Annotated in this window: 21 protein-coding genes; 3 read left to right on the top strand and 18 right to left on the bottom strand. The window is 51.5% G+C overall.

Features of this window, described 5'->3' with window-relative positions:
* Positions 1-114: 114 nt before the first annotated feature.
* From IT084_RS06020 to IT084_RS06000, 5 genes are all read right to left on the bottom strand, one after another.
* A complete protein-coding gene (locus IT084_RS06020) occupies positions 115-777 on the bottom strand; it encodes a Crp/Fnr family transcriptional regulator (RefSeq protein ID WP_195711951.1) in 663 nt (220 codons plus the stop codon).
* A gap of 139 nt (positions 778-916) precedes the next feature.
* On the bottom strand, positions 917-1,537 hold the full coding sequence (locus tag IT084_RS06015) for a Crp/Fnr family transcriptional regulator (RefSeq protein WP_195712068.1): 621 nt from the start codon (positions 1,535-1,537) through the stop codon (positions 917-919).
* 192 nt (positions 1,538-1,729) lie between these two features.
* Positions 1,730-2,641 carry a heme o synthase gene (cyoE, locus tag IT084_RS06010; protein WP_195711950.1) on the bottom strand — a complete coding sequence of 304 codons (912 nt, stop codon included), beginning with the start codon at positions 2,639-2,641 and terminating at the stop codon, positions 1,730-1,732.
* A 159-nt stretch (positions 2,642-2,800) separates the two neighbouring features.
* Positions 2,801-3,337, bottom strand: coding sequence for a gamma carbonic anhydrase family protein (locus tag IT084_RS06005; protein ID WP_195711949.1), 537 nt, complete (start codon positions 3,335-3,337; stop codon positions 2,801-2,803).
* A gap of 38 nt (positions 3,338-3,375) precedes the next feature.
* A complete protein-coding gene (locus IT084_RS06000; protein ID WP_195711948.1) occupies positions 3,376-4,323 on the bottom strand; it encodes a nitronate monooxygenase family protein in 948 nt (315 codons plus the stop codon).
* A gap of 217 nt (positions 4,324-4,540) precedes the next feature.
* Here IT084_RS06000 and IT084_RS05995 point away from each other — a divergent pair, with 217 nt between their 5' ends.
* Positions 4,541-4,816: a 4Fe-4S binding protein gene (locus IT084_RS05995; protein ID WP_195711947.1), complete on the top strand. Its 276-nt coding sequence runs from the start codon at positions 4,541-4,543 to the stop codon at positions 4,814-4,816.
* Positions 4,813-6,762: an aldehyde ferredoxin oxidoreductase family protein gene (locus IT084_RS05990; RefSeq protein WP_195711946.1), complete on the top strand. Its 1,950-nt coding sequence runs from the start codon at positions 4,813-4,815 to the stop codon at positions 6,760-6,762. Before IT084_RS05995 ends, IT084_RS05990 begins: the two co-directional genes overlap by 4 nt.
* Positions 6,763-6,834: 72 nt before the next feature.
* Here the strand turns inward: IT084_RS05990 and IT084_RS05985 are convergent, their stop codons facing one another.
* The 4 genes from IT084_RS05985 to IT084_RS05970 all read right to left on the bottom strand — a co-directional run bounded on the left by IT084_RS05985 (position 6,835) and on the right by IT084_RS05970 (position 10,312).
* Positions 6,835-7,425, bottom strand: a complete 591-nt coding sequence (locus tag IT084_RS05985; RefSeq protein WP_195712067.1) for a lysine exporter LysO family protein — start codon at positions 7,423-7,425, stop codon at positions 6,835-6,837.
* 2 nt (positions 7,426-7,427) lie between these two features.
* Positions 7,428-7,739: a LysO family transporter gene (locus IT084_RS05980; RefSeq protein WP_195711945.1), complete on the bottom strand. Its 312-nt coding sequence runs from the start codon at positions 7,737-7,739 to the stop codon at positions 7,428-7,430.
* A 67-nt stretch (positions 7,740-7,806) separates the two neighbouring features.
* On the bottom strand, positions 7,807-8,667 hold the full coding sequence (locus IT084_RS05975; protein ID WP_195711944.1) for a DegV family protein: 861 nt from the start codon (positions 8,665-8,667) through the stop codon (positions 7,807-7,809).
* Between the two features lie 16 nt (positions 8,668-8,683).
* On the bottom strand, positions 8,684-10,312 hold the full coding sequence (locus tag IT084_RS05970; RefSeq protein ID WP_195711943.1) for a DAK2 domain-containing protein: 1,629 nt from the start codon (positions 10,310-10,312) through the stop codon (positions 8,684-8,686).
* Positions 10,313-10,428: 116 nt separating this feature from the next.
* Between IT084_RS05970 and IT084_RS05965 the strand changes: the two genes are divergently transcribed.
* Positions 10,429-11,577: an FAD-binding oxidoreductase gene (locus tag IT084_RS05965; RefSeq protein WP_195711942.1), complete on the top strand. Its 1,149-nt coding sequence runs from the start codon at positions 10,429-10,431 to the stop codon at positions 11,575-11,577.
* A gap of 85 nt (positions 11,578-11,662) precedes the next feature.
* Here IT084_RS05965 and IT084_RS05960 read toward each other — a convergent pair whose 3' ends face one another.
* The 9 genes from IT084_RS05960 to IT084_RS05920 form a co-directional block, all read right to left on the bottom strand.
* Entirely contained in the window at positions 11,663-11,956 is a 294-nt protein-coding gene (locus IT084_RS05960) for a spore coat protein (RefSeq protein ID WP_195711941.1), read from the bottom strand.
* Between the two features lie 50 nt (positions 11,957-12,006).
* Positions 12,007-12,231, bottom strand: a complete 225-nt coding sequence (locus tag IT084_RS05955) for a hypothetical protein (RefSeq protein ID WP_195711940.1) — start codon at positions 12,229-12,231, stop codon at positions 12,007-12,009.
* Between the two features lie 318 nt (positions 12,232-12,549).
* Positions 12,550-12,960, bottom strand: coding sequence for a Zn-ribbon domain-containing OB-fold protein (locus IT084_RS18815; RefSeq protein ID WP_195711939.1), 411 nt, complete (start codon positions 12,958-12,960; stop codon positions 12,550-12,552).
* 5 nt (positions 12,961-12,965) lie between these two features.
* Positions 12,966-14,120, bottom strand: coding sequence for a thiolase domain-containing protein (locus tag IT084_RS05945; protein WP_195711938.1), 1,155 nt, complete (start codon positions 14,118-14,120; stop codon positions 12,966-12,968).
* A gap of 87 nt (positions 14,121-14,207) precedes the next feature.
* On the bottom strand, positions 14,208-15,956 hold the full coding sequence (locus tag IT084_RS05940) for a CoA-transferase (protein ID WP_195711937.1): 1,749 nt from the start codon (positions 15,954-15,956) through the stop codon (positions 14,208-14,210).
* A gap of 274 nt (positions 15,957-16,230) precedes the next feature.
* Positions 16,231-16,977, bottom strand: a complete 747-nt coding sequence (locus IT084_RS05935) for an SDR family NAD(P)-dependent oxidoreductase (RefSeq protein WP_195711936.1) — start codon at positions 16,975-16,977, stop codon at positions 16,231-16,233.
* Between the two features lie 149 nt (positions 16,978-17,126).
* Entirely contained in the window at positions 17,127-17,918 is a 792-nt protein-coding gene (locus IT084_RS05930) for an enoyl-CoA hydratase/isomerase family protein (protein WP_195711935.1), read from the bottom strand.
* A 31-nt stretch (positions 17,919-17,949) separates the two neighbouring features.
* On the bottom strand, positions 17,950-18,798 hold the full coding sequence (locus IT084_RS05925) for an amidohydrolase family protein (RefSeq protein WP_195711934.1): 849 nt from the start codon (positions 18,796-18,798) through the stop codon (positions 17,950-17,952).
* 379 nt (positions 18,799-19,177) lie between these two features.
* Positions 19,178-20,044, bottom strand: coding sequence for a 3-hydroxyacyl-CoA dehydrogenase family protein (locus IT084_RS05920; RefSeq protein WP_195711933.1), 867 nt, complete (start codon positions 20,042-20,044; stop codon positions 19,178-19,180).
* Positions 20,045-20,058: the final 14 nt, after the last annotated feature.

Raw genomic sequence — 20,058 nt, 5'->3', positions numbered from 1 at the left:
ATAAGATTAGCAAATAATTGACAGCTTTTATGTCTCCAGCTTGACAAAAAAAAGTCGTCTCCACGACAAAAAGGTGTCATCTGCATGACACCTTTTCTTGATTCATGGATAAGTTTATGAAATATATCGCTCCAACCGCACCCGGTCCAGTATTTTAATATACCCTCCATCGATCTCGATGCAGCGTTCCTCCCGCATGGCGCTGAGCACCGAGGTTACCGTTTGCCTGGTCGCCCCGATCATGGCGGCCAGGTCTTCATGGGTAAAGCGGGGTTTGATTGTTATCCCGCCGTCCGCCTGGCAGCCGCAGCTCTCTCCAATCTTTAACAGCAGGCGGGCCAGGCGCCCCGAAACCTGCCGGCAGACGATTTCATGCACACCCGCTTCGGCGTCCCGCATGCGCAGGGCTAATAACTTGGCTATCTTGATGGCCAGGTACGGTTCGCCTTCCAGCATCTCCGTAAACTTCTCCCGGTAAACCATCACCAGCTTCACACCGGTTATTGCCCCGGCATAACAGGTCCGGGCCGTGCCATGCAATACTTCGGCCAATCCCATCAGTTCGCCCGGCTTGCGGATGGACCCGACCGTTATATATTTGCCGTCCCCGGCAATGCGAAAAATCTTGACCCAGCCGCTTTCAATCAAGTAGACCCGGTCCGCCGGGTCACCACTGCAAAATATATATTCCCCCTGTGCATAGTGCCTGGTCACACCGGCCTGCCGGATAATTTCCCTTTCATAATTTTCCAAAATAACTGGATCATGCGGAGTCAATAAAATTCCTCCCTTTCGGGCTATTGTCCATTACATTAACATTAAGCTATTTTAAACTAATATCCCGCACCCGGCAGTCCGGCAAGCGACAGCATCAATGTCCGATAAAATACAAAGACCGGCAAGTTCGCCGGTCCTTTTATACCACCCATTTGGCCAGTTTGTCAGGGTTAACGATCCTGATCGTCCTGCCCTCGTACACAATGCTTTTTTCCTGCTTAAACGTGTTGAGCAGTGAAGTCACCGTCTGGCGTGAAGTTCCCACCATGTTGGCTATTTCCTCGTGGGTCAACTGCAGGTTAATTTTAATGCCACCCTTGGTGTGCTCACCCATCCGTTCGCCCATTTTCATAAGCATTAGAGCCAGCCTGCCCGGCGCCTGCCAGCAAACCATTTCATGAATGATGGCTTCGGCCTCACGCATCCTGGCGCCCAGCAGTTTGGCCACCTTAATGGCCAGAAACGGGTGCTGGGCCATTAATTCCTCGAAATTGCTCTTAGTCATTACCACCATGGTCACGTTATTGATGGCGCCGGCAAAACAGGTTCGCTCAACACCTAAAATGGTTTCCGCCAGGCCCATCATTTCACCCGGGCTACGGATACTGCCCACGGTAACTCTCCTGCCGTCGGCTGAAAGCCTGTAAATCTTGACCCAGCCGCTCTCAATCAGATACACCCGGTCGGAGATATCCCCGGCGGCAAAAATGACATGGCCCTTGGGGTAATGAACCGTGGACCCGGCTTGCCTGATCAACATTTTTTCGGTATCGTCCAGCACCGGGTCAGCCCTGAGGATACCGGTATTGCCAGAGGTGAACTCCGATATGTCAAAATTGAAATTATTGTTATTCATATTTGAACACCTCTTTCATGACAAATAAAACCAATTAGTTAATATGTTAATAATCTACTAATACCTATTTTATAATTGTTTAAATTTTTTAGCAAGTCATACCTTGAGATCGATCATCATGGCTAAAAACAGTAAAAACAGATAGGGGCTGGATAATTTATATAAAAACCACGCCTTGTTCCGATCAGGGGCAAATAGCAGATACACGTTTCCCGCCGTAACGGCGACGCCGCAGATAATGGCTGTAGCCAGGTACAAACCGCCCATCACACCGGTAAAGTAAATGCCGATGGAAAGGGCGAACATGGCCAGCACGGTCATCAAAATGTATAACAGCGTTTTACGCGTGTCACAGACCACCGGCAACATGGGCACGCCCACGTTGCGGTAATCGTCCTTATAGAATATGGCCAGGTTCCAAATATGATTGGGTATCCAGAGCACCACCAGTAAAAAAATCAGTAGCGGCAATACTTCCACCCCGCCGGTGACCGCCGTCCAGCCGAACAGCGCCGGCAAACCGCCGCTGAACCCCCCCAGAATAATATTCCAGGCGGTCTTCCGTTTGAACAACAGGCTGTAAATGCCCACATATCCCAGCATGCCGAGGAATATGCACAAAAACGAAGCTATGTTGAGGGTTGCCGCTATTCCCAGGGCCGCAAAAAATTGAGCCAGTCCCCACACCAGCGCTTTCACCGGCGGCGCTATCCTGCCGGAAGGAATGGGGCGATGCCTTGTCCTTTCCATAATGGCGTCAATGTCCCGGTCCACGTAGCAACTGACCGCATTAACTCCGGAACAAGCCAGGGTAATGGCCAGCAATGATTTGATCAACACGGTCGTAGACATTCCATATTCGGCGGCCGCGATAAACATGGTGACCAGTGCGGTGAACACCAACAGGAACACCGACCTTGGCTTGGTCACTTCAATATAGTTTTTCGCAGAGTCAAGCCACGTTTTTAAAACGGAACCTGTCCCGAATCCGACCGGATTTCCGTACATCGTATTCCCTCCGGAATTACCTTAAACATTATTTATATATAACCAGTTATTATAATAACATAAAATCAAAAAGACGCAGTATATTTTAACATAAAATACAACAATGGTCCAAGTGGATTATACTTCCTCCCATTAAAACACGGTGCCCGGCTCGAAAATCTAAAAGTCCGGGTTCTCCCCCCCGCCCAGGCAGAACGCGGCCCGTTTGCGATAATGGCTTGCCATGCGGCCGAAATTTTCAATTTCTTCCGGTGTCAGCTCCCGCACCACTTTGGCCGGGGACCCCATGACCAGGCAATTGGGCGGAATTTCCTTGCCCTGCGGCACCAGCGACCCGGCGCCCACCACAGTGTTGGCGCCGATTTTTGCCCCGGACATGACTATGGCACCCATCCCGATTACAGCCCCGTCACCCACGTGACAACCGTGCAGTATCGCACCGTGCCCCACCGTCACATTGTCACCGATGACCAAAGGAAAGCCGCCGTCCTCATGCAGCACCGAGCCATCCTGAATATTGGTGCCACTGCCGATTTTTACATCATCAACATCGCCGCGGATCACTACATTATACCAAACGCTGCTGTGAGCGCCTATCTCGACCCGCCCAATGATCCGGGCACCGGGCGCCACAAAAACGGTTTCATGCAAAACCGGCTTGATTTCCCCAAAAGCATATAAATTTTGATCAGACATTAAAGAACCTCCTTAACCCGAATAATAACCGGATCGGTCTATTCCACCGATTCCACTTCGGCCACAATGCGCCGGAATATCTCCTTGACAGGCAGGACCTCCTTGATTTTAAATACATTTTGCCCGCAGAAAACCAGACCCTCGTCAACGCGCCCGGTACGCGAATTTTCCAGGGCATCCATAATGCAATACTTCTTGGAGCAAGATTTCAGGCAACCGCGGCATTTTTCCGGCTCCGGCTGGCCGCCCCGCTGTATTTTTTCCACAAACCGGTTGCGCAGGGCTCGCCCGGGCATGCCCACGGGACTTTCCACCACCACCACGTCTTCGGGCCTGGCCCTGAGGTACATCTCTTTAAAGGCCCGGGAAACAGCGCATTCCTGGCTGAGCACAAACCGGGTGGCCATTTGCACGCCGTCGGCGCCAAGCTTGAGCATCCGGGCAACCCCGAACCCGTCAACAATACCCCCGGCGGCGATAACGGGTATTTTCACCATTTTCTTGATTTCCGGCAGGATCTCACAAATTGACCGGTGGGTGCCCAAGTGTCCCCCGGCCTCGGCCCCCTCGGCCACTACCGCAGCCGCGCCGTATTTTTCCGCGATGGCGGCAAGCTTACCCGAAGAGACAATGGACACCACGGGAACCCCTGCCTCGCGCGCCCAACCGAAAATATCCCTGGAAAAACCCGCCCCGGAAAAGATAACGTCGACCTTTTCTTCCAGCGCCGTACGCACCATGGTGGCAAAATTACGAATGGCAAACATTATGTTAACCCCGATAATGCCGTTCGAAAGGCCGCGCGCCTTATTTATTTCCACCCGCAACTCGTCCGGTTCCATCCCGGTGGCCCCGATAACCCCGATCCCCCCGGCGTCCGCCACGGCGGCGGCCAGCGGCGCAGTGGACACCCGCAAAGCCATGCCGCCCTGGATAATGGGAAACCTGGGCAATAAATTACCAATGCTTATTTGCGGCAACCTCAAGTTTAAAATTCTCCCTTCATTTCCTTTTTCGACATATCTTTCATCCTAATAGATTATTTTATAAAGCGCAACAGGAAAGCGATTTTTAATTAATACTGCAAAAAATTCAATAAATGTAAGCAAATATCCTCTTTTTTTTCCTGCATGGAAGGTATTTCGTGAAAAAATATTGAATATTTAATTAACAAAATTTCAATATAAAGTCGGTGATATGATTATGGCCAAGGAACTGGCTATCAGGCCGCAAAAGTGCATCGGTTGCAGTACCTGCGCCCTTACCTGTTCGCTGGTGCACCGGGGCGTTTTTGATCCGGGACAGTCTAATATTCGTATTTACCGGGATGACTTTGCCGGTATATTTGAACTGCGGTTTTCCTCAACCTGCACCCGCTGCGGGCAATGCGCCCGGGTTTGCCCGTCGGGAGCGTTGCAATTACTTGAAATCCCCGGCGATGATGCACCCGCCGCGGAAGGGCAGGTGAGCGCTCAGTGACAAAAAGCTATGGCTATGCAGGCAAAATCCTGGATATCGACTTGACCACGGGTAAAATCGGGACCGTCGTGCATGATGATAATTACCGGCGTCGTTACCTTTCCGGCGCCGGCTTCAACGCCAGGGTTTTATACGACGAAATCCCGGTTGGCGCCGACCCGCTGGGACCCGAAAATATTCTGGCTTTCAACGTGGGAGTGCTGGTGGGCACCAACATCCCCACCGCCAGCCGGTCCGAGGTTTCAGCCAAATCCCCGGCCACCGGGCTTTTCGGCACCGCCAATTCCGGCAACTTTTGGGGCAGCGAGTTAAAATTTGCGGGTTACGACGGTATCATCATCCGGGGCAGAGCTTCCCGGCCCGTGACCATATTTATTCATAACGATGCGGTAAAGATTATTTCCGCCGCCCATCTTTGGGGCAAGGACGCCTGGAATACCATTGTCACCCTGCGCCGGGAACTGGGCGACCCGGAGATCCAGGTGGCCGCCATCGGACCGGCCGGTGAAAACTTGGTTCGCTTCGCCAGCATTGAAAACGGCCCTTACGATGCCTGGGCGCGTACCGGCCTGGGCGCCGTGATGGGCTCCAAGAACCTGAAAGCAATTGCCGTCAGGGGCACCGGGTCAATCGCGGTGGCGCGCATCAAGGAATTCAGGGAAACTGTTACCGCCACCCGCCGGGCCATCTATAGCTCACCTTTTTACGGACCCTTCGAGCGGTTCGGCACCATGCTGGTTACCCTGCCCTACCAGGAATTCGGGATCCTACCGGGCCGGAACTTCCAAACCGGAGTCATCGACGGCTGGGTAGAAACCCGCAGCCGCAAGCTGGTGCCCCGGTACAGCAACCGCGGGGTGGCCTGCATCGCCTGCCCCATTGCCTGCGCCCACTGGGTTGTGGTAAAGGAAGGCCCGTACAGCGGCCTGAAGATGAAGGACATGGAAGTAACACCGGTGATCGGGTTCGGCGCCGGGTGCGATATCGACAACCTGCCCGCCATCGCTAAAATCACGGAGATATGCCAGCGCCTGGGGCTGGACATGGTGTCCGCCGCGGCCGCCGTGGCCATGGCCATGGAGTTGTACCAGAAAGGTGAATTAAGCGAAAGCGACCTGGGTTACCCGCTGCCCTGGGGCGACGAAAACGCCACCTTTCGGCTCCTGGAAGACATCGCCCACCGGCGCGGCGCCGGCGACGCCCTGGCCGAGGGTACCCCCCGGGCGGCCGCCCGCATGACGGGCAGCGATAAAAAGGCCATCCACGTAAAAGGGCTGGAGTGCTTCTTGATGGACCCGCGGGGCCGCTGGTCCACCTGGACCCTGGGTTATATCACCAACATCCGGGGGGGCGACCACCTGCGCACCCGCAATCCGGTGGAAAATTTACGTTACAATGAAAATTCCGTGCCTTACCGCACCGAAAAGTTCGCCTTCCCCGAGGCCATGTACCGCAACCTGGATATGCCTGAACAATTAAAACAGGAAATTTTTGACCCGGAAACCAAGGATACGGACATCCCCAAAATGAGCAAGTGGTCGGAAGATTTAATTTCACTTTACAACGCCACGGGGATGTGCATCAGGCCCCCGGTGCTGCACACCGTAGGCCCCACCCTGATCGCCGGGCTGTATTCCTCCCTTACGGGCATCGACATCACCCCGGAGGAAACCATCCAGGCCGGGGAAAGGGCATGGAACCTGCAGAAGCTGTTCAACATCAAGCACGGCGAAAAACCGGAGGACAGCGATTACCCCGCCCGGTTTTACGAGGAGCCCGTGGGCGCCGGCCCGGCCGCCGGGCGCAAGCTCGACCGGGTCAAGGTAAAAGAAACTCTGGCGGAATATTACCGCGCCCGGGGCTGGGACCCGCAGACCGGGCACCCCACCCGGGAAAAGCTGGCCGAGCTTGGGTTGGACGACCAGAACAGCAACTTCAGTCAATAAGCCACAATAACGATAAATGTGCACAAAGCCGGCTTCACCATACCACCCCGCTTTTAACATATGCCCGGTCCGTTATAAGTTAATCAACAACGGCACCAAAAACGGCACCAGGGCGGATAGAATTGTTCCATTTACCACGGCAATCACGGTAGTGTCGGCGTCAGTGGTCCTGGCAATCAGCGGCAGGGTGGTATCCATCGTGGTGGCCCCGCCGGGGGAAACGGCTACCAGTTTGCCCGCGCGCACCGCCAGTACAGGTATCAACACAAAGGCGATTAATTCCCGGCTGACATTGGTCAGAAAAGCCAGCGCCCCGGTTTCCACGTTGTAGATTTTGGCCAGCAGCACTCCGGATAAGCTGTACCACCCGAACCCAGCTCCGATGGCGGATGATTCGTTAACGGGCATCCCCAGGATCAGCCCGCCGGCCACCGCGCCGGCCAGGCTGCCCGCCGCCACCAGGACGGGCACCAGGAAAACTTTCCACCCCAGGGCCCGCAAGCGTGCCCATGTCTGGCGCTGGCTGCCCAGGTCAATGCCCACCCCCACCAGCATCACGCACAGTGCCAGAGTTGTAGCGGTGTCAAGATACCCCATCATTTCGGCGGGCAATAACCAGTAGCCCAGCAGTGCGCCGGTTATAATGGCGCCAACCACCATCATCGTCACTGCCGCACCCTCCTTCGCCAGCCGGCCATCCTTTCCTCCAGTCCCCGGCAAATAAAATCCCGGGCCAGGTATACCAGCGCCACGCTGCCCAGCACGCTGCACCCGGCCAAAACCACAGCCTGCAACCCCATTTCACTCAGGTCCGCCAGCACCTTTTCATTGCTTCCCAGTTGGGCGCCCATGGAAGCAAGCAAAATAAACAGCCCAGCCATGGTAATGGTATGCGCCGCCTTGACGCCCCTGGGGGAAAGCGGGTGAATATATCCGATAGCAATACCAATGCCAAGGCTGACAAAAATGAGCGTCATTTGCATTTCTCCCTGCGTTTAGATATAAATTATGATTTTTAACGGCGTTAAGACCAAATTCATACCGCTAAAACTGCATGTATTTTTGAGGGCACAGGGCCATCCCCACTATGCCGGGTCCCACGTGGGTGCCCACCACGGCACCCATCTGAGTATACATCATTTCGGCGCAATCAAGTTTTTCCTGCACCAGTTCCCGCAGGCTTTGCAGTCCCTCCGGGTCGTTGCCGTGGGTCAGGAACACGAACAATGGCCCGGCGTCCCGGTAATTTTCCTGCACCAGCTGAACCAGCCTGTTGATGGCTTTTTTCCGGCCCCGCACCTTTTCGTAGGGGTGGATTAAGCCGTCCCGGATGGTTAAAACCGGTTTTACGTTGAGCACTGTGCCCAAAAAAGCCTGGGCCTTGCCGATTCGACCACCCCGCTGCAGGTAGTCCAGGGTATCCACCATGAAATAAACCCGGTGGTCGGCCATGATGTTGCGCACCACCGCCGCAACCTCTGCCCGGGATAGTCCCGCCGCGGCGGCCCGGGCCGCCCCCAGCACCATCATGCCCAGCAGTATGCTGACGCCCCGGGAATCAATAACCTCCAGTCCCTGGTAACCCAACATGGATTTGGCCAGTTGGGCGGACTGGATGGTCCCGCTCATCAGCGAGGAAATATGAATTGACACGATATCCGCACCTTGTTCGAGCCAGGGCCGGTAATGCTCGGCGAACTCGGTGGGGGAAGGTTGGGAAGTGGTGGGCAGTTCCTTGCTGGTCGCCAGTTTCTCAAAAAAAGCACGAGGTTGCAGGTCAACTCCATCCAGGTAGCATTCCGGCCCGAAAAACACCTTCAGCGGCACCACGGTGATGCCATATCGCTTCAATTGTTCCGCCGGCAAATCAGCCGTGCTGTCGGTAACAATATGCACCTTGGCCATCGTTACAACACCTGCCTTATTCAACGGATATGATAAAATGGTACAGGGGCTGGCCGCCGTAATGCAGTTCGAAATCCAGCCCGTCAAACGCCTCCACCAGCCCGTTCATCACTTCCCGGGCTTCCGCACCCGTCATGCCGGCCCCGTAATACAGGGTCACCAGGCTGGATTCCTCGTCCAGCATGACCCGGATCAATCTGGCAACCACTTCATCCAGGCTACCGCCGGACGCCACCAATCTATCTTCCGCCATACCGATGAAATCGCCCCTGGTGATGGACCTGCCTTCAACCACTGTATCGCGCACCGCCCGGGTTACCTCACCAGTTTTCACATCGCCCAGGGCACCCTCCATCCTGGACAGGTTGTCCTCCGGGCCGGCGTAAGGGTTATAAGACAGCATAGCGGCAAATGCCTGGGGTATGCTCACCGACGGCACCACCCGCACATCCTTTACGGCCAGCGAAGCCGCCTGCCGGGCCGCCATCAAAATATTTTTGTTGTTGGGCAGCAATATTACCGTTTCCGCGTTAACTTCGTTTATCGCCTTGACCAGGTCTTCAGCCGAGGGGTTCATGGTCTGGCCTCCCTCGACAACTACGTCCACGCCCATGCTCTCCAAGATGGTGGTAATGCCCTCGCCGGCGCCCACAGCCACCACTCCCTGTGGTTTGCTTTCAGCGCCGTTGCCGGGCGATCCCCGGAATTCCTGGTGCTGCTCCTCCATATTGTTCACCTGCACATTGTGCAGCCCCCCGTATTTCAGCCCGCATTCCAGTACCAGGCCCGGGTGGTTGGAGTGAATGTGTACCTTGGCGGTCCGGTCGTCCCCCACCACCAGCAGGCAGTCGCCGTAGGGTAACAACTCCTGCCGCAGCGTGTCCAGGGGGATGTTCCTGCCCATCAAGATGAACTCCGTGCAGTAGGTAAACTCTATGTCGGCGGTGAATTCCCTGGCCCGCCCGCCGGCAAATTCCTTTTGCTGACTTACCGCCAGGTCGAACAACTCGATATTGCGCCGGGCGGCCGCATCCTTGAGGGCGCGGATAATGCCTTCAAGGATCGCCACCAGGCCCTTGCCGCCGGCGTCCACCACGCCCGCCTCCCGGAGCACCGGAAGCAGTTCGGGGGTTTCATCCAGGGCCTGCCGGGCCGCGCGGTACGCCAGCAGGATTATCCGCACCGGATCTTTGCTCCTGGCCGAAGCCAGCTCAATTGCTTCCGCCGTTTTGCGGCATACCGTCAGGATGGTTCCCTCCACCGGGTTGCCCACGGCACGGTACGCCGCGTCGGCACCCCTGCGAAAAGCCTGGGCGAAATCAGCGGCGCCCGCCCGGTCCTTTCCCGCCAAAGCTTCGGCAAAACCACTGAAAATCTGGGAAAGAATCACTCCCGAATTGCCCCTGGCGCCCAGCAGGCAGCCCCGGGCCGCGGCCGCGGCAACGTCACTGATTTTACCGTTCTCCACCTGCCGGGCTTCCCTGACCCCCGCCAGCATGGTGAGATACATATTGGTTCCGGTATCCCCGTCTGGCACCGGAAACACATTCAGGGCGTCAATTTCCGCCTTGCTCTCGGCCAGCTGGTTGGCGGCGCCCACCAGCATGTATTTTAGCTGCTCACCGTCAAAAGAAAATATATACAAATAGATGCATCCCCCTTGTCAATAGCTATCGCCGCAGGTAAAATACCTCCATATTAATTCGTCATTTTTACCAGTGCACCTTTTTCATTTTAGATAATCTTGCGGGGGGGATCAGGTTGGCCTTGACTTCAGATGTTGTTGTGATCGGAGCGGGTGTTATCGGCCTGAGTACAGCTTATCACCTGACCCGGAAAAATAAAAATTTACGCATTATCGTTGTGGAAAAGGAAAAATTCCACGGCGCGGGTTCCACGGCCCAGTGCACCGGCGGCATCAGACACCAGTTTACCAACCCGTTGAACATCCAATTAACCCAAATAAGTTATCCATATTTTTTACGCTTTGCGGCTGAAATGCAATATCCCATTTATTTTCGCAAACGGGGCTATCTGTTCGTCACAACTCAAGAATCGCGCATGCAATCCCTGGCGGAAATAGTACATCAATTGGAAAGCCGGGACATACCGGCCGAGTTGATTGACCCCGAAGAAATAGCAAGTCGCTATCCCTTCATTAAAACTGGTGACCTGCTGGGCGGCAGCTACTGTCCATTGGACGCCTACGCCGATCCATACGGGGTAATGGAGGGCTATTACAGGCAATGCCGCCGGATGAACGTTGAAGTGATTTGCAACACTGGAGTGGAATCAATTATCACCCGAAACGGCGAAGTAAAAGGGGTGCGGGCAAAACAGGTTGAAATCAGCGCCCCGGTGGTGATCAATGCCGCCGGACCCCACTTGCACCTGGTGGCCCGAACCGCCGGCATCCACCTGCCCGCCGCCCCGTACCGCCGGCAGGTATATGTTTGCGCCCCATTGCAACAAATACCTGCCGGTATCCCGCTTGTTGTCGACATGGACACGGGTTTTTACGTGCACGCCGAGAAAAACGGCATCTTGCTCCTGGGCGGCACCGACCGGGATAGTTCGCCCGGACTGGAACCGGTGGTGGACAGGTCCCGCCTGCTGCCCTTCATCGAGGCGGCCACCGCCAGGATTCCCATCCTGGAAGATGCGCAGGTTACCCGGATCTATACGGGAATCCGCTCCCTCACCCCGGACGGGCTGGGTATCCTGGGTGAAACCGGGGTTAAAGGGTTTTATTGCGCCGGCGGTTTCGGCGGCAACGGCTTCATGCACGCCCCCGCCATAGGACTGATCACCGCCTGCCTGGTGCTGGGGGAAAAGCCCCCCCTGGACGTAACGCCGCTTTCCCCCGGGCGGTTTATCAACAGCCGGCCCGGCGAAAATGCGCTCTTTTAAACTTGACCACCGGTCAAAATAACCAGCGAAATTAAAGATAAAAAAAAGCCCCGGTCAAGGGCTTATAGGGAAGGGATGTAATGTATCAGTAGGGCATCTGCCGCGTCTCCATAACTCCCATGCCGGCACCCACGCCCGGGGCCATGGCCGGCCTGGTCTGCCAGTTGGTGGTACCAGCGGGACGCACCAGGTACCAGTTGCGGTCGTGCATCAGGTTGAAAATCTGGCGCTGCAGGTTGATCTCGTCGTTGTTAAGCTGGATTAATGTATTGCGGATCCTGTCGTTGGCCGACTCAAGCACGGCCTGGTGGTAGCTACTGGAAATATACTTGGTATCCAAAAGCAGGTCGCTCAATATATCCCTGTCGCTGAACTGCATTCTCCGCACCTCCCGTTAATGCATTGAATATGCATTGAATTATTTGGCGATTAGTGTTGGGCCATCATGGATGAAAAACCGGCGTCCTGCAACATGCTGTTCAGGGTGCTGATGTGACGCTGACCCTTTTCGGCGATTTGCTGCAGGACGGCCTGAACCGCGGGGTCGCGGCTGACGCTCATATACAACTGCACCTTTTTGGCGCAAATATCTTCAGCCCGCAGTTGCTCCTCAATCATCAACCTCTCCATTTCCGTAAGCCTGCCCATGTGCATTACTTTTCACCTCCCCTGACAATTTTGATCTGAGGTTATTTTTTTGCCAGGCCGGCTATTTTATGTAAAAGAGCCCGTGGTAATAAATACAAAAACCCCCGGTTGTTTCCGAAGGCTCAAACCTGTTTAATTTTGGCTTCGTCAAGGTATTAATAGGAAGTTTTATGCGCAAAGGCTCAACTTCCAGTTATTGGCTGGTAGTTGAGCCTTAGCAATACCTACGTGTAAAAACCAAAGCGCAAAATTTTCGATTGTCCCAGAAGAGCGAAGTTGCGACAACTATAAGAGATATGAGGTTTTACACATTTTTCATCACTTTCAGGCCGCGTTGAACTGGTATGTGATTTGGCCGCCAGGTAAGGTGATTACATCAATCTTCACCTTCATTCCTACCTTGATTTCATTCATGGATAACTTGCTGCTCAGGCGCCCAAACACCTTTATCCCGTTAAAGTCCGCCAGGGCAAGGGTATACGGTACATCTCCCTCAAAGCCGGTAGGCGCATAGTTAACCACGGTAAAGCTAACCAGCGTCCCGCAGCCATTAAACCCTACCCACTCCATATCGCCGCCCAGGCATGAAGCACAGTCGGCCCGCGGCGGGAAGAACACCTTTTCACAGCATCGGCACCTGGTGGCTCTTAACTCACCCTGCTCAAGATAGTCCACAAACTCAGATACCTTGGTCTGGGATGTGAAGCTAATCCTGCCAAACTTTTCAAATCCCACTGGCCCTACCTCCCTAAAATTATTACATTGCCGTAAACGCCCACTCCTCCTATGTTATGGACCAGGCCGATTTCCGCCCCGGGCACCTGGATAGCCCCCGCTTCACCACGTAGTTGTAAAACTACTGTCCTCACCTGGGACCCTCCTGTGGCGCCGATAGGATGGCCTTTGGAAAGAAGCCCTCCGTCCACGTTAACCGGGATCTTACCTCCGATATAGGTCTGACCTTCGCGGATTAAGTCCATCCCCCGACCGGGTTCGGCAAAACCAAGGTCCTCGTATGCCATCAGTTCGGCAATGGTGAAGCAATCATGGACTTCGGCAACGTCAATATCCCCCGGCTTTAAGCCGGCCATCTCATAGGCCTGTTGAGCGGCTAACCTGGCGCAATTCAGTCCGGTCAAACTGCCGCGACCGGTAAGGGTCATGGATGCGGTGGCCGACCCGAGTCCCAAGATCCATACGGGTTTTTTGGAGATCTCTTTTGCCTTTCCGGCACCGGCCATAATTATGCAAGAGGCACCATCAGCATTGGCACAACAGTCAAAACGTTTTAGTGGAACGGCCACCGCCGATGCGCTTAAGACCTGCTCCAAATCAACTTCTTTGCGGTAAACCGCTTTGTCGTTGAGTACACCGTATTTTGAAGACTTGACTCTGATTAGGGCCAGGTCTTTTTCCGTTGAGCCGTATCTGGCGAAATGGGCCTGGGCATGCATGGCGTAATAGGCCGGCATCATTGTTCCAAATGGCGCCTCCCACATGATATCGGCCCCCCGGCCCATCCTTTCCTGGGAGTCCGCCGAGGAAATCTCGGACATCTTTTGAAATCCCAGCACTACTACCAGATCGTGCAAACCGGACTTGATCAGGGAATAGCCCAGCCTTATCCCGGTTGTGCTGGATGAGCACACGCTCTCCACCATGAAGGTTGGCTGCGGGTTTAAACCCAGGTATTCGGCGATAAGCCCCGCTGGACTGCGCTGCTTGTCGTACTCCGGCGCGGAGCAGATTATGGATGCCCCTACGTCGACGGCGCTGATGCCTGCATCTTTCATGGCTTCCCTAAATGCTTCAAAGGCCAATTCCCTTATTGATCCCCCATAACTTCTGACGAAGGCGCTCTGGCCAACACCTATTATAGCTACATCCTTTGGCATGTTACCACCTCTCTAATTAAATAAAAGCTATGTCATCACCATTCTCCGTCCATGCGCAGTATCTGCCCCGTTAATGTACCCATTGTTTTATTTTCTAATATCTCCTTCAGGATCTAAAGCTCGAAGATACAATAATTCTTCCCTGGATGGGAATGGCAATACCATTACATCATTGCTGACGGCCAAATCCCAACCACACCCGCTTCGCGCCTCTTGAATAACCATGTTCAGGCTCTTGCCCTCCGGCACAAAACAACCCGTTAATGTAAACGGCTCGTCGGCTCTATTTCGACGCATGATAGCTTTATCCGTGACAATTGTCCGAACCCTATCACCATTGGCTGTAACAAAGGAAACCTCGTTAACTAAACGCTTCGGGGAATGTGTAATTACAATTATTACTTCACCTGCAGCCGAAGCAACATCATTCGATCCACCGCCGCTTGTTAAGAAGATGTTTTTCTCCGGAATCTTAGTAGAATTGATATTGCCAAACTTATCAACCTGAGCCGCACTTAGGACACCAAGGCATGGACCAACTTCACTGCTAACCAGGCACCCTAGGACATCAACAAAATGGGTTTGCATTTTACTGGTAGGAATATTAGCATAGTTAAAAATATATGGATCTCCCAATCTAGGGTAGTAACCGTAAAACCCGGTTTCTGTTAATAATTCACACGGAAAAGATTGATCTTTCTGTAGATATTTAGCCAGCCAACTTGCTAAATGTGCCGATCCGATACCTGCTAGCAAAGAAGAAAAGTTACCAGTCGCAATTTTTTCACCAATAACCCGCGCCGCATTAATTATCAGCAATTCATTCGATGTAACAGGCTGATCGCTATCAATGTCCGGTATATCAACAGCAACAGCATTAGTGTTATTATTTGCAGCGCGTAATTTATTTAGCCTGCTATCCCCAATCATTTCTAAATAAGATTGGTGCGAATTATTCATCACCCATTGCTGCATCCACGCATCAAGACTTTCTGGGCTGGAAGCTGCTGCCCTAAATTGGCGACGAGCTTCATAATCTTCACAATAGCCTAAACCTTGTAAAGAAGGAATACCTTCAACAGACATCCCCTGGGGATGAGCGCCAAAAGGAACTACAGATACACTTCTAACCAAATGCCCGGGAACCTTTACATAATTACTTAATTTACGGATTTCTGATGTAGATACGATTTTTTCTACTGTAACGATAACTCCCTGTCGGGCAGCATAAGCTCCCCACATATTTTCACCAAAAGGAGGACCAATTACTGTATTGCCATACGCATCGGCCACAAGCCCATGAACTATTGCCAAGTCGGGGTTTAGAGCACGTATTATTACTGTTTCCTTACCTGAGAAAGGATCAGTAACCACCTTAAAGGAATCTTGATTCTCAGTCAAAAGTTCACTACCCAGCAAAGACTTCGTTGTGATATAAGGTAAGTGCAGTGCTCCAGCCAATAGCCCCAAGGCTAGCGTAAGATTAGTCCAACATTCATAGGTTATTTGACCGTTCTTAATAGCTTGTTGAATAAAACGGTTCGGCGCCGGCGCCGGGTAGGTATCCCCTATAAACCCCGCAATTACCTTGTCTACAAGCCCAGCCCATATCAACATAATTCCGTATTCCAATATTCCGGCCCCGGTCAGAGTAAAGTGCATTGGCTGCTGCCGAAACTGGCGTACGATTTCCATGGCAACTGCATGAGCCCTGGAATGAGCAAAAGCAAAATGCAAATTCATACCGGGCTTAATATACTTTCTAACAGCTTGTTCTAGGGGAATAACCTTGCTGTAACCCTCTTCGTCAGGTATCTCAGCAAAATGGCTATTCAACTAATACACCCCCACCTTTTATATAATTATTACTACAGTGGTAATAACGTTTTCGCTTTATGAATGGTGTTGCAATCTTCAAAAAAAGAGACTTAAGCCTTGTGGTCAGACCATATAAATAGCAAATAGTTGTCCACAAGGCTACACTAACTATAGTCTTGGTTGGGTTCTTCTTTGTGTATTAAAACCCTCGCCCGTTACCTGTGCAAAGCCTCAATTTTGTATCTCTGAGACAGACAAGCAGGGCTCTACAAGCCTGGAAAAGACTTGTCATCTAGCCAGCCATCGTCAATCCACCACTCACACTCAAAACCTGGCCTGTAATGTAATCTGCTAAACTTGAGGCAAAGAAAAGCACTGCACCGGCAATATCATCAGGTGAAGCAACCCGTTTTAGCGGAATGGCCCTTTCTAAAGCCTGCCGGATTTTCTCCGGTTGTCCTCTGTACAGTGGGGTATCCGTGGGGCCCGGGCAAACACAGTTGACCTTGATGTTAAACTTGGCTACTTCACGGGCCAGTGACTTGGTAAAGGCAATTACCCCGCCTTTGGCACCGGCATACACTGTTTCTCCACTACTACCGACCCTGCCTGCGTCACTGGCGATATTAATAATCTTACCGGCTTTGTTTTCCATCATGCCGTCAAGAACTGCACGCGAGCAATATACTACTGATTTATAGTTAATGTCGATTATTTTATCCCAATATTCCAGTGAGTTCTTCCAGAAAGGCTCGATGATATCCCAGCCCACAGTATTTACTAATACATCAATCCGGCCCAGGGTCTCCTGGGATTGCTTAACCATGGCCGTTACGGATTCAAAATCGGTAACATCTGTGGGAACTGCAACACATTTGCGACCAAGCTGTTCAATCTCTGCCCTGGTTACTTGCAGGGTTTCAGCGTTTTTGTCTGCTATACTCAGGTCAGCACCATAGGAAGCGAGCATTAAAGCAATGGCCTTGCCAATACCCTGACCCGCTCCGGTAACAATAATTTTGGTATTATCTAATCGCATTTGTTTTTCCCCCTTTGCCTAATACTACAGCGTAATTTAGAAGATGTATTAAGACGAAACCTGGTTTCTCCCAGGCTCACCCGAAAAAAGCTGAAGCTCCTATAATCCTAATGATAGTCAGGTTTAGAAGATGAATTTACGCTGTAGTACTAAAAGCCTTTGAAACTTGGCGTGCGTTTCTCAAGAAAGGCATTGAGACCTTCACCTGCGTCTTGTGTAATAAACAGCTTGCCTAACCCTTGCACGTCACATAATAAACTGGCGTCTCTGTCCCTTTCCTGAGCAGCGTTGACACACTTTTTGATTTCTGCTACTGCAACCGGCGCCTGCCGGGCCAAATCCTGGGCTAACTCCATGGCTGTATCCATCAAATTTTCCGCGGTGCAAACTTCTTCAACTAAACCCAAGCTCAGTGCTTCCTGGGCGGAAAGGGCGTTACCCTGCAGCATTAAACGGAGTGCTTTCGATCTGCCAACCAGCCGAACAATCTTTTGAATACCTCCGGCGCCTGGCAGTAGACCAAGTTTTATTTCCGGCAAGCCCATGGTAGCTGTTTCGGCTATAAACCGAAAGTCGCAAGCAAGAGCCAGCTCTGTGCCACCGCCCATGGAGTGACCGTTTATTACGGCAATTGTCGGCTTGGGCATGTCTTCCAAAATGGTATTGGCAAACTGGAGCCGCCGGTCAAAATCCAACATTTCACCCAGGTCCTTTGTTTCTGTAATTCCTTTCATCATGGCGATATCAGCGCCGGCTACAAAAACTTTTAATGCACTTGTGATTAAAACAACTCTTACTTCCGGGTCATTTTTTAAATCCAGGAATGCCGTGGTCAGTTCTTTGGCCAATTCATTATTTAAAGCGTTAACTGGAGGTCTATGCATCGTAACGCAGGCAATGTGATTTTTAATATTAACGGTTAAAAACTGAAATGCACTCATCAATGAGTCCTCCTGGTTCTATAAACAATAATTAATCAGAAAACTTAAAGACTTTACTGGCAGTTCCGTACAATAATTGCTCTTTTGCTTCCGGACGCAATCCAAGGTCGTCGATTTGCTTTAAGCAGGTTGGCCAGTTAAGGACGGGATAATCTGTACCAAACATTACTTTGCCAATTCCCCGTCTGGTATTAAGGTAGCTTACCAGGTTTTTGTCCCAATATTTGGGGCCATGGGCTGTGGTACCGATATAAATATTCGGGTGCTTCCAGGACATAGCTATTAGTTCTTCACACCACGGCCAGCCGGTATGCGCTGCTACTATCTTTAATTCTGGGAAAAAGAGGGCAATATCATCCAGCAGTATTGGTCGTCCCATTTCACTGGGCATTGCTTCCGCAGAATGTCCGATTTGCATTACAACGGGGACATCAAGTTCTACACATTTGGCATAAAAAGGGAAGTATCTTTTATCATTAACAGGTATGCCAAAACCATAAGTATGCAGGTGTGCGCCGACAAATCCAAATTCTTTTACAGCTCTTTCTAACTCGCGTACTCCATCCATTCTCTCTTCAGGATTAATTCCATGAAGTCCGTATAATCTTGTAGGATAGTCCTTTATGATGTTATAGATTTCCTCAGTTGTAAAGTTCCATTGCATAACCTGTCTCATGTAAGACTTAATTTTGCCTGAGGGGATAAGAACCTTATCTATCCCATATTTGTCCATATCCGCAATGAATTCTTCCGGGGTCCTTCCCTTAACGTCTAAACCCCACCATTTAACAACCTGCGCCTGCTCAGGATCATCAACATATGCTTTTTTCATAAGTTCTGGGGTAAACGGTTGATGCCAGTAATCAATTACTTTAGTCATAAGTATCCTCCTTTATTATTGATAAGTATTTTTCTTGCTTAATGACATTTTACTTCGCAAGAATCATACCAGGCTTACTGTTCAACAATAAATAGTTTATTGTGTGTGTTTAATGGCATATTATCAGCAAGGAACTGGAGTTTTAGTCTCTATAAACTGGTTGTAAAAAAATTATTTAAAAAACAATTGTCCGGCGTTCCGGATTACCGGACGCCTACTGTCCTATTTACTGTACACTAGATAGTTCTTTTTTTAAAAAAAGATATATCAGCTGCCAATATTGCTGGCTTCTTTTCTAAATGTTTACGATTACTACAAGGATATGGTATCAAAGGATAATGATTCAAAGTTTGTAGCCTAAATGGTATCACCGGGTTATTTACTCATAAGAGTAAAATCCCTTTTTCGTTTTCTTGCCCCATTCTCCCTTGATAAATTTCTCAACTACTAGCGGCGAGGGCTTGTCTTTGGGGTCGTGTGTTTCCCGGTAGCGCTCCATGGCTTTATAGTAAGCAAGATCGATTCCTGTTAAATCCATCAAACGGAAAGGTCCCATCGGATGTCCCAAGGCATTGGTTACCGCAATGTCGATCTCCTCGGGGCTCACAACCCCGATATCGGCCAGAAACAGCGCCTCGCGATTGATCGCCGTCAAGATCCTGTTAACCACAAAACCATAGATTTCTTTCTGTATTAAAATGCCGATTTTACCCATTTTTTTACATAAATCCATTGTTATTTTTGCGGTTTCCGCGGAAGTATGAGGTCCCTGGACAACCTCAACCAGTTTCATGACCAGGGCAGGATTAAAGAAGTGCATGTTACATACTTTATCTGGCCGTTTGGTGACATCGGCGATCTTCGAGCTGACGATATAAGAACTGTTGGTAGCCAAAATCGCATGGGGAGGAGCAATCCCATCCAAGTCTCTGAATAGCTTGCGTTTAATGTCAATTTTTTCAACCACTGCCTCAATCACAAAATCAGCATCTCCGGCAGCTTCCTCCAGACTCTGTGTAAAACGAAGATTCGCAATTGCCCCGTCGGCTTGTTCCTGCGTCAATTTTCCTTTTGCAACCCGCTCCGGCAAATATGTGCGGGCAAAGCCCTCCGCTTTGTTCAGCATCTCTTGGCTGATATCGGTGCAGGCGACCTGATACCCGGCCAAAGCAGCACACAAAGCAATCTGATGGCCCATGTTGCCGGCACCTATAACACATATTTTTTTAATGTCTTGAATTTTCATCGGAACACCCACTT

Origin of the sequence: Desulfallas sp. Bu1-1, assembly GCF_015594625.1 — a bacterium.
Taxonomy (GTDB): domain Bacteria; phylum Bacillota; class Desulfotomaculia; order Desulfotomaculales; family Desulfallaceae; genus JADNRQ01.
Note: the sequence above shows the minus strand (reverse complement) of the source record. Positions and strands in the feature narration are given on the sequence as shown.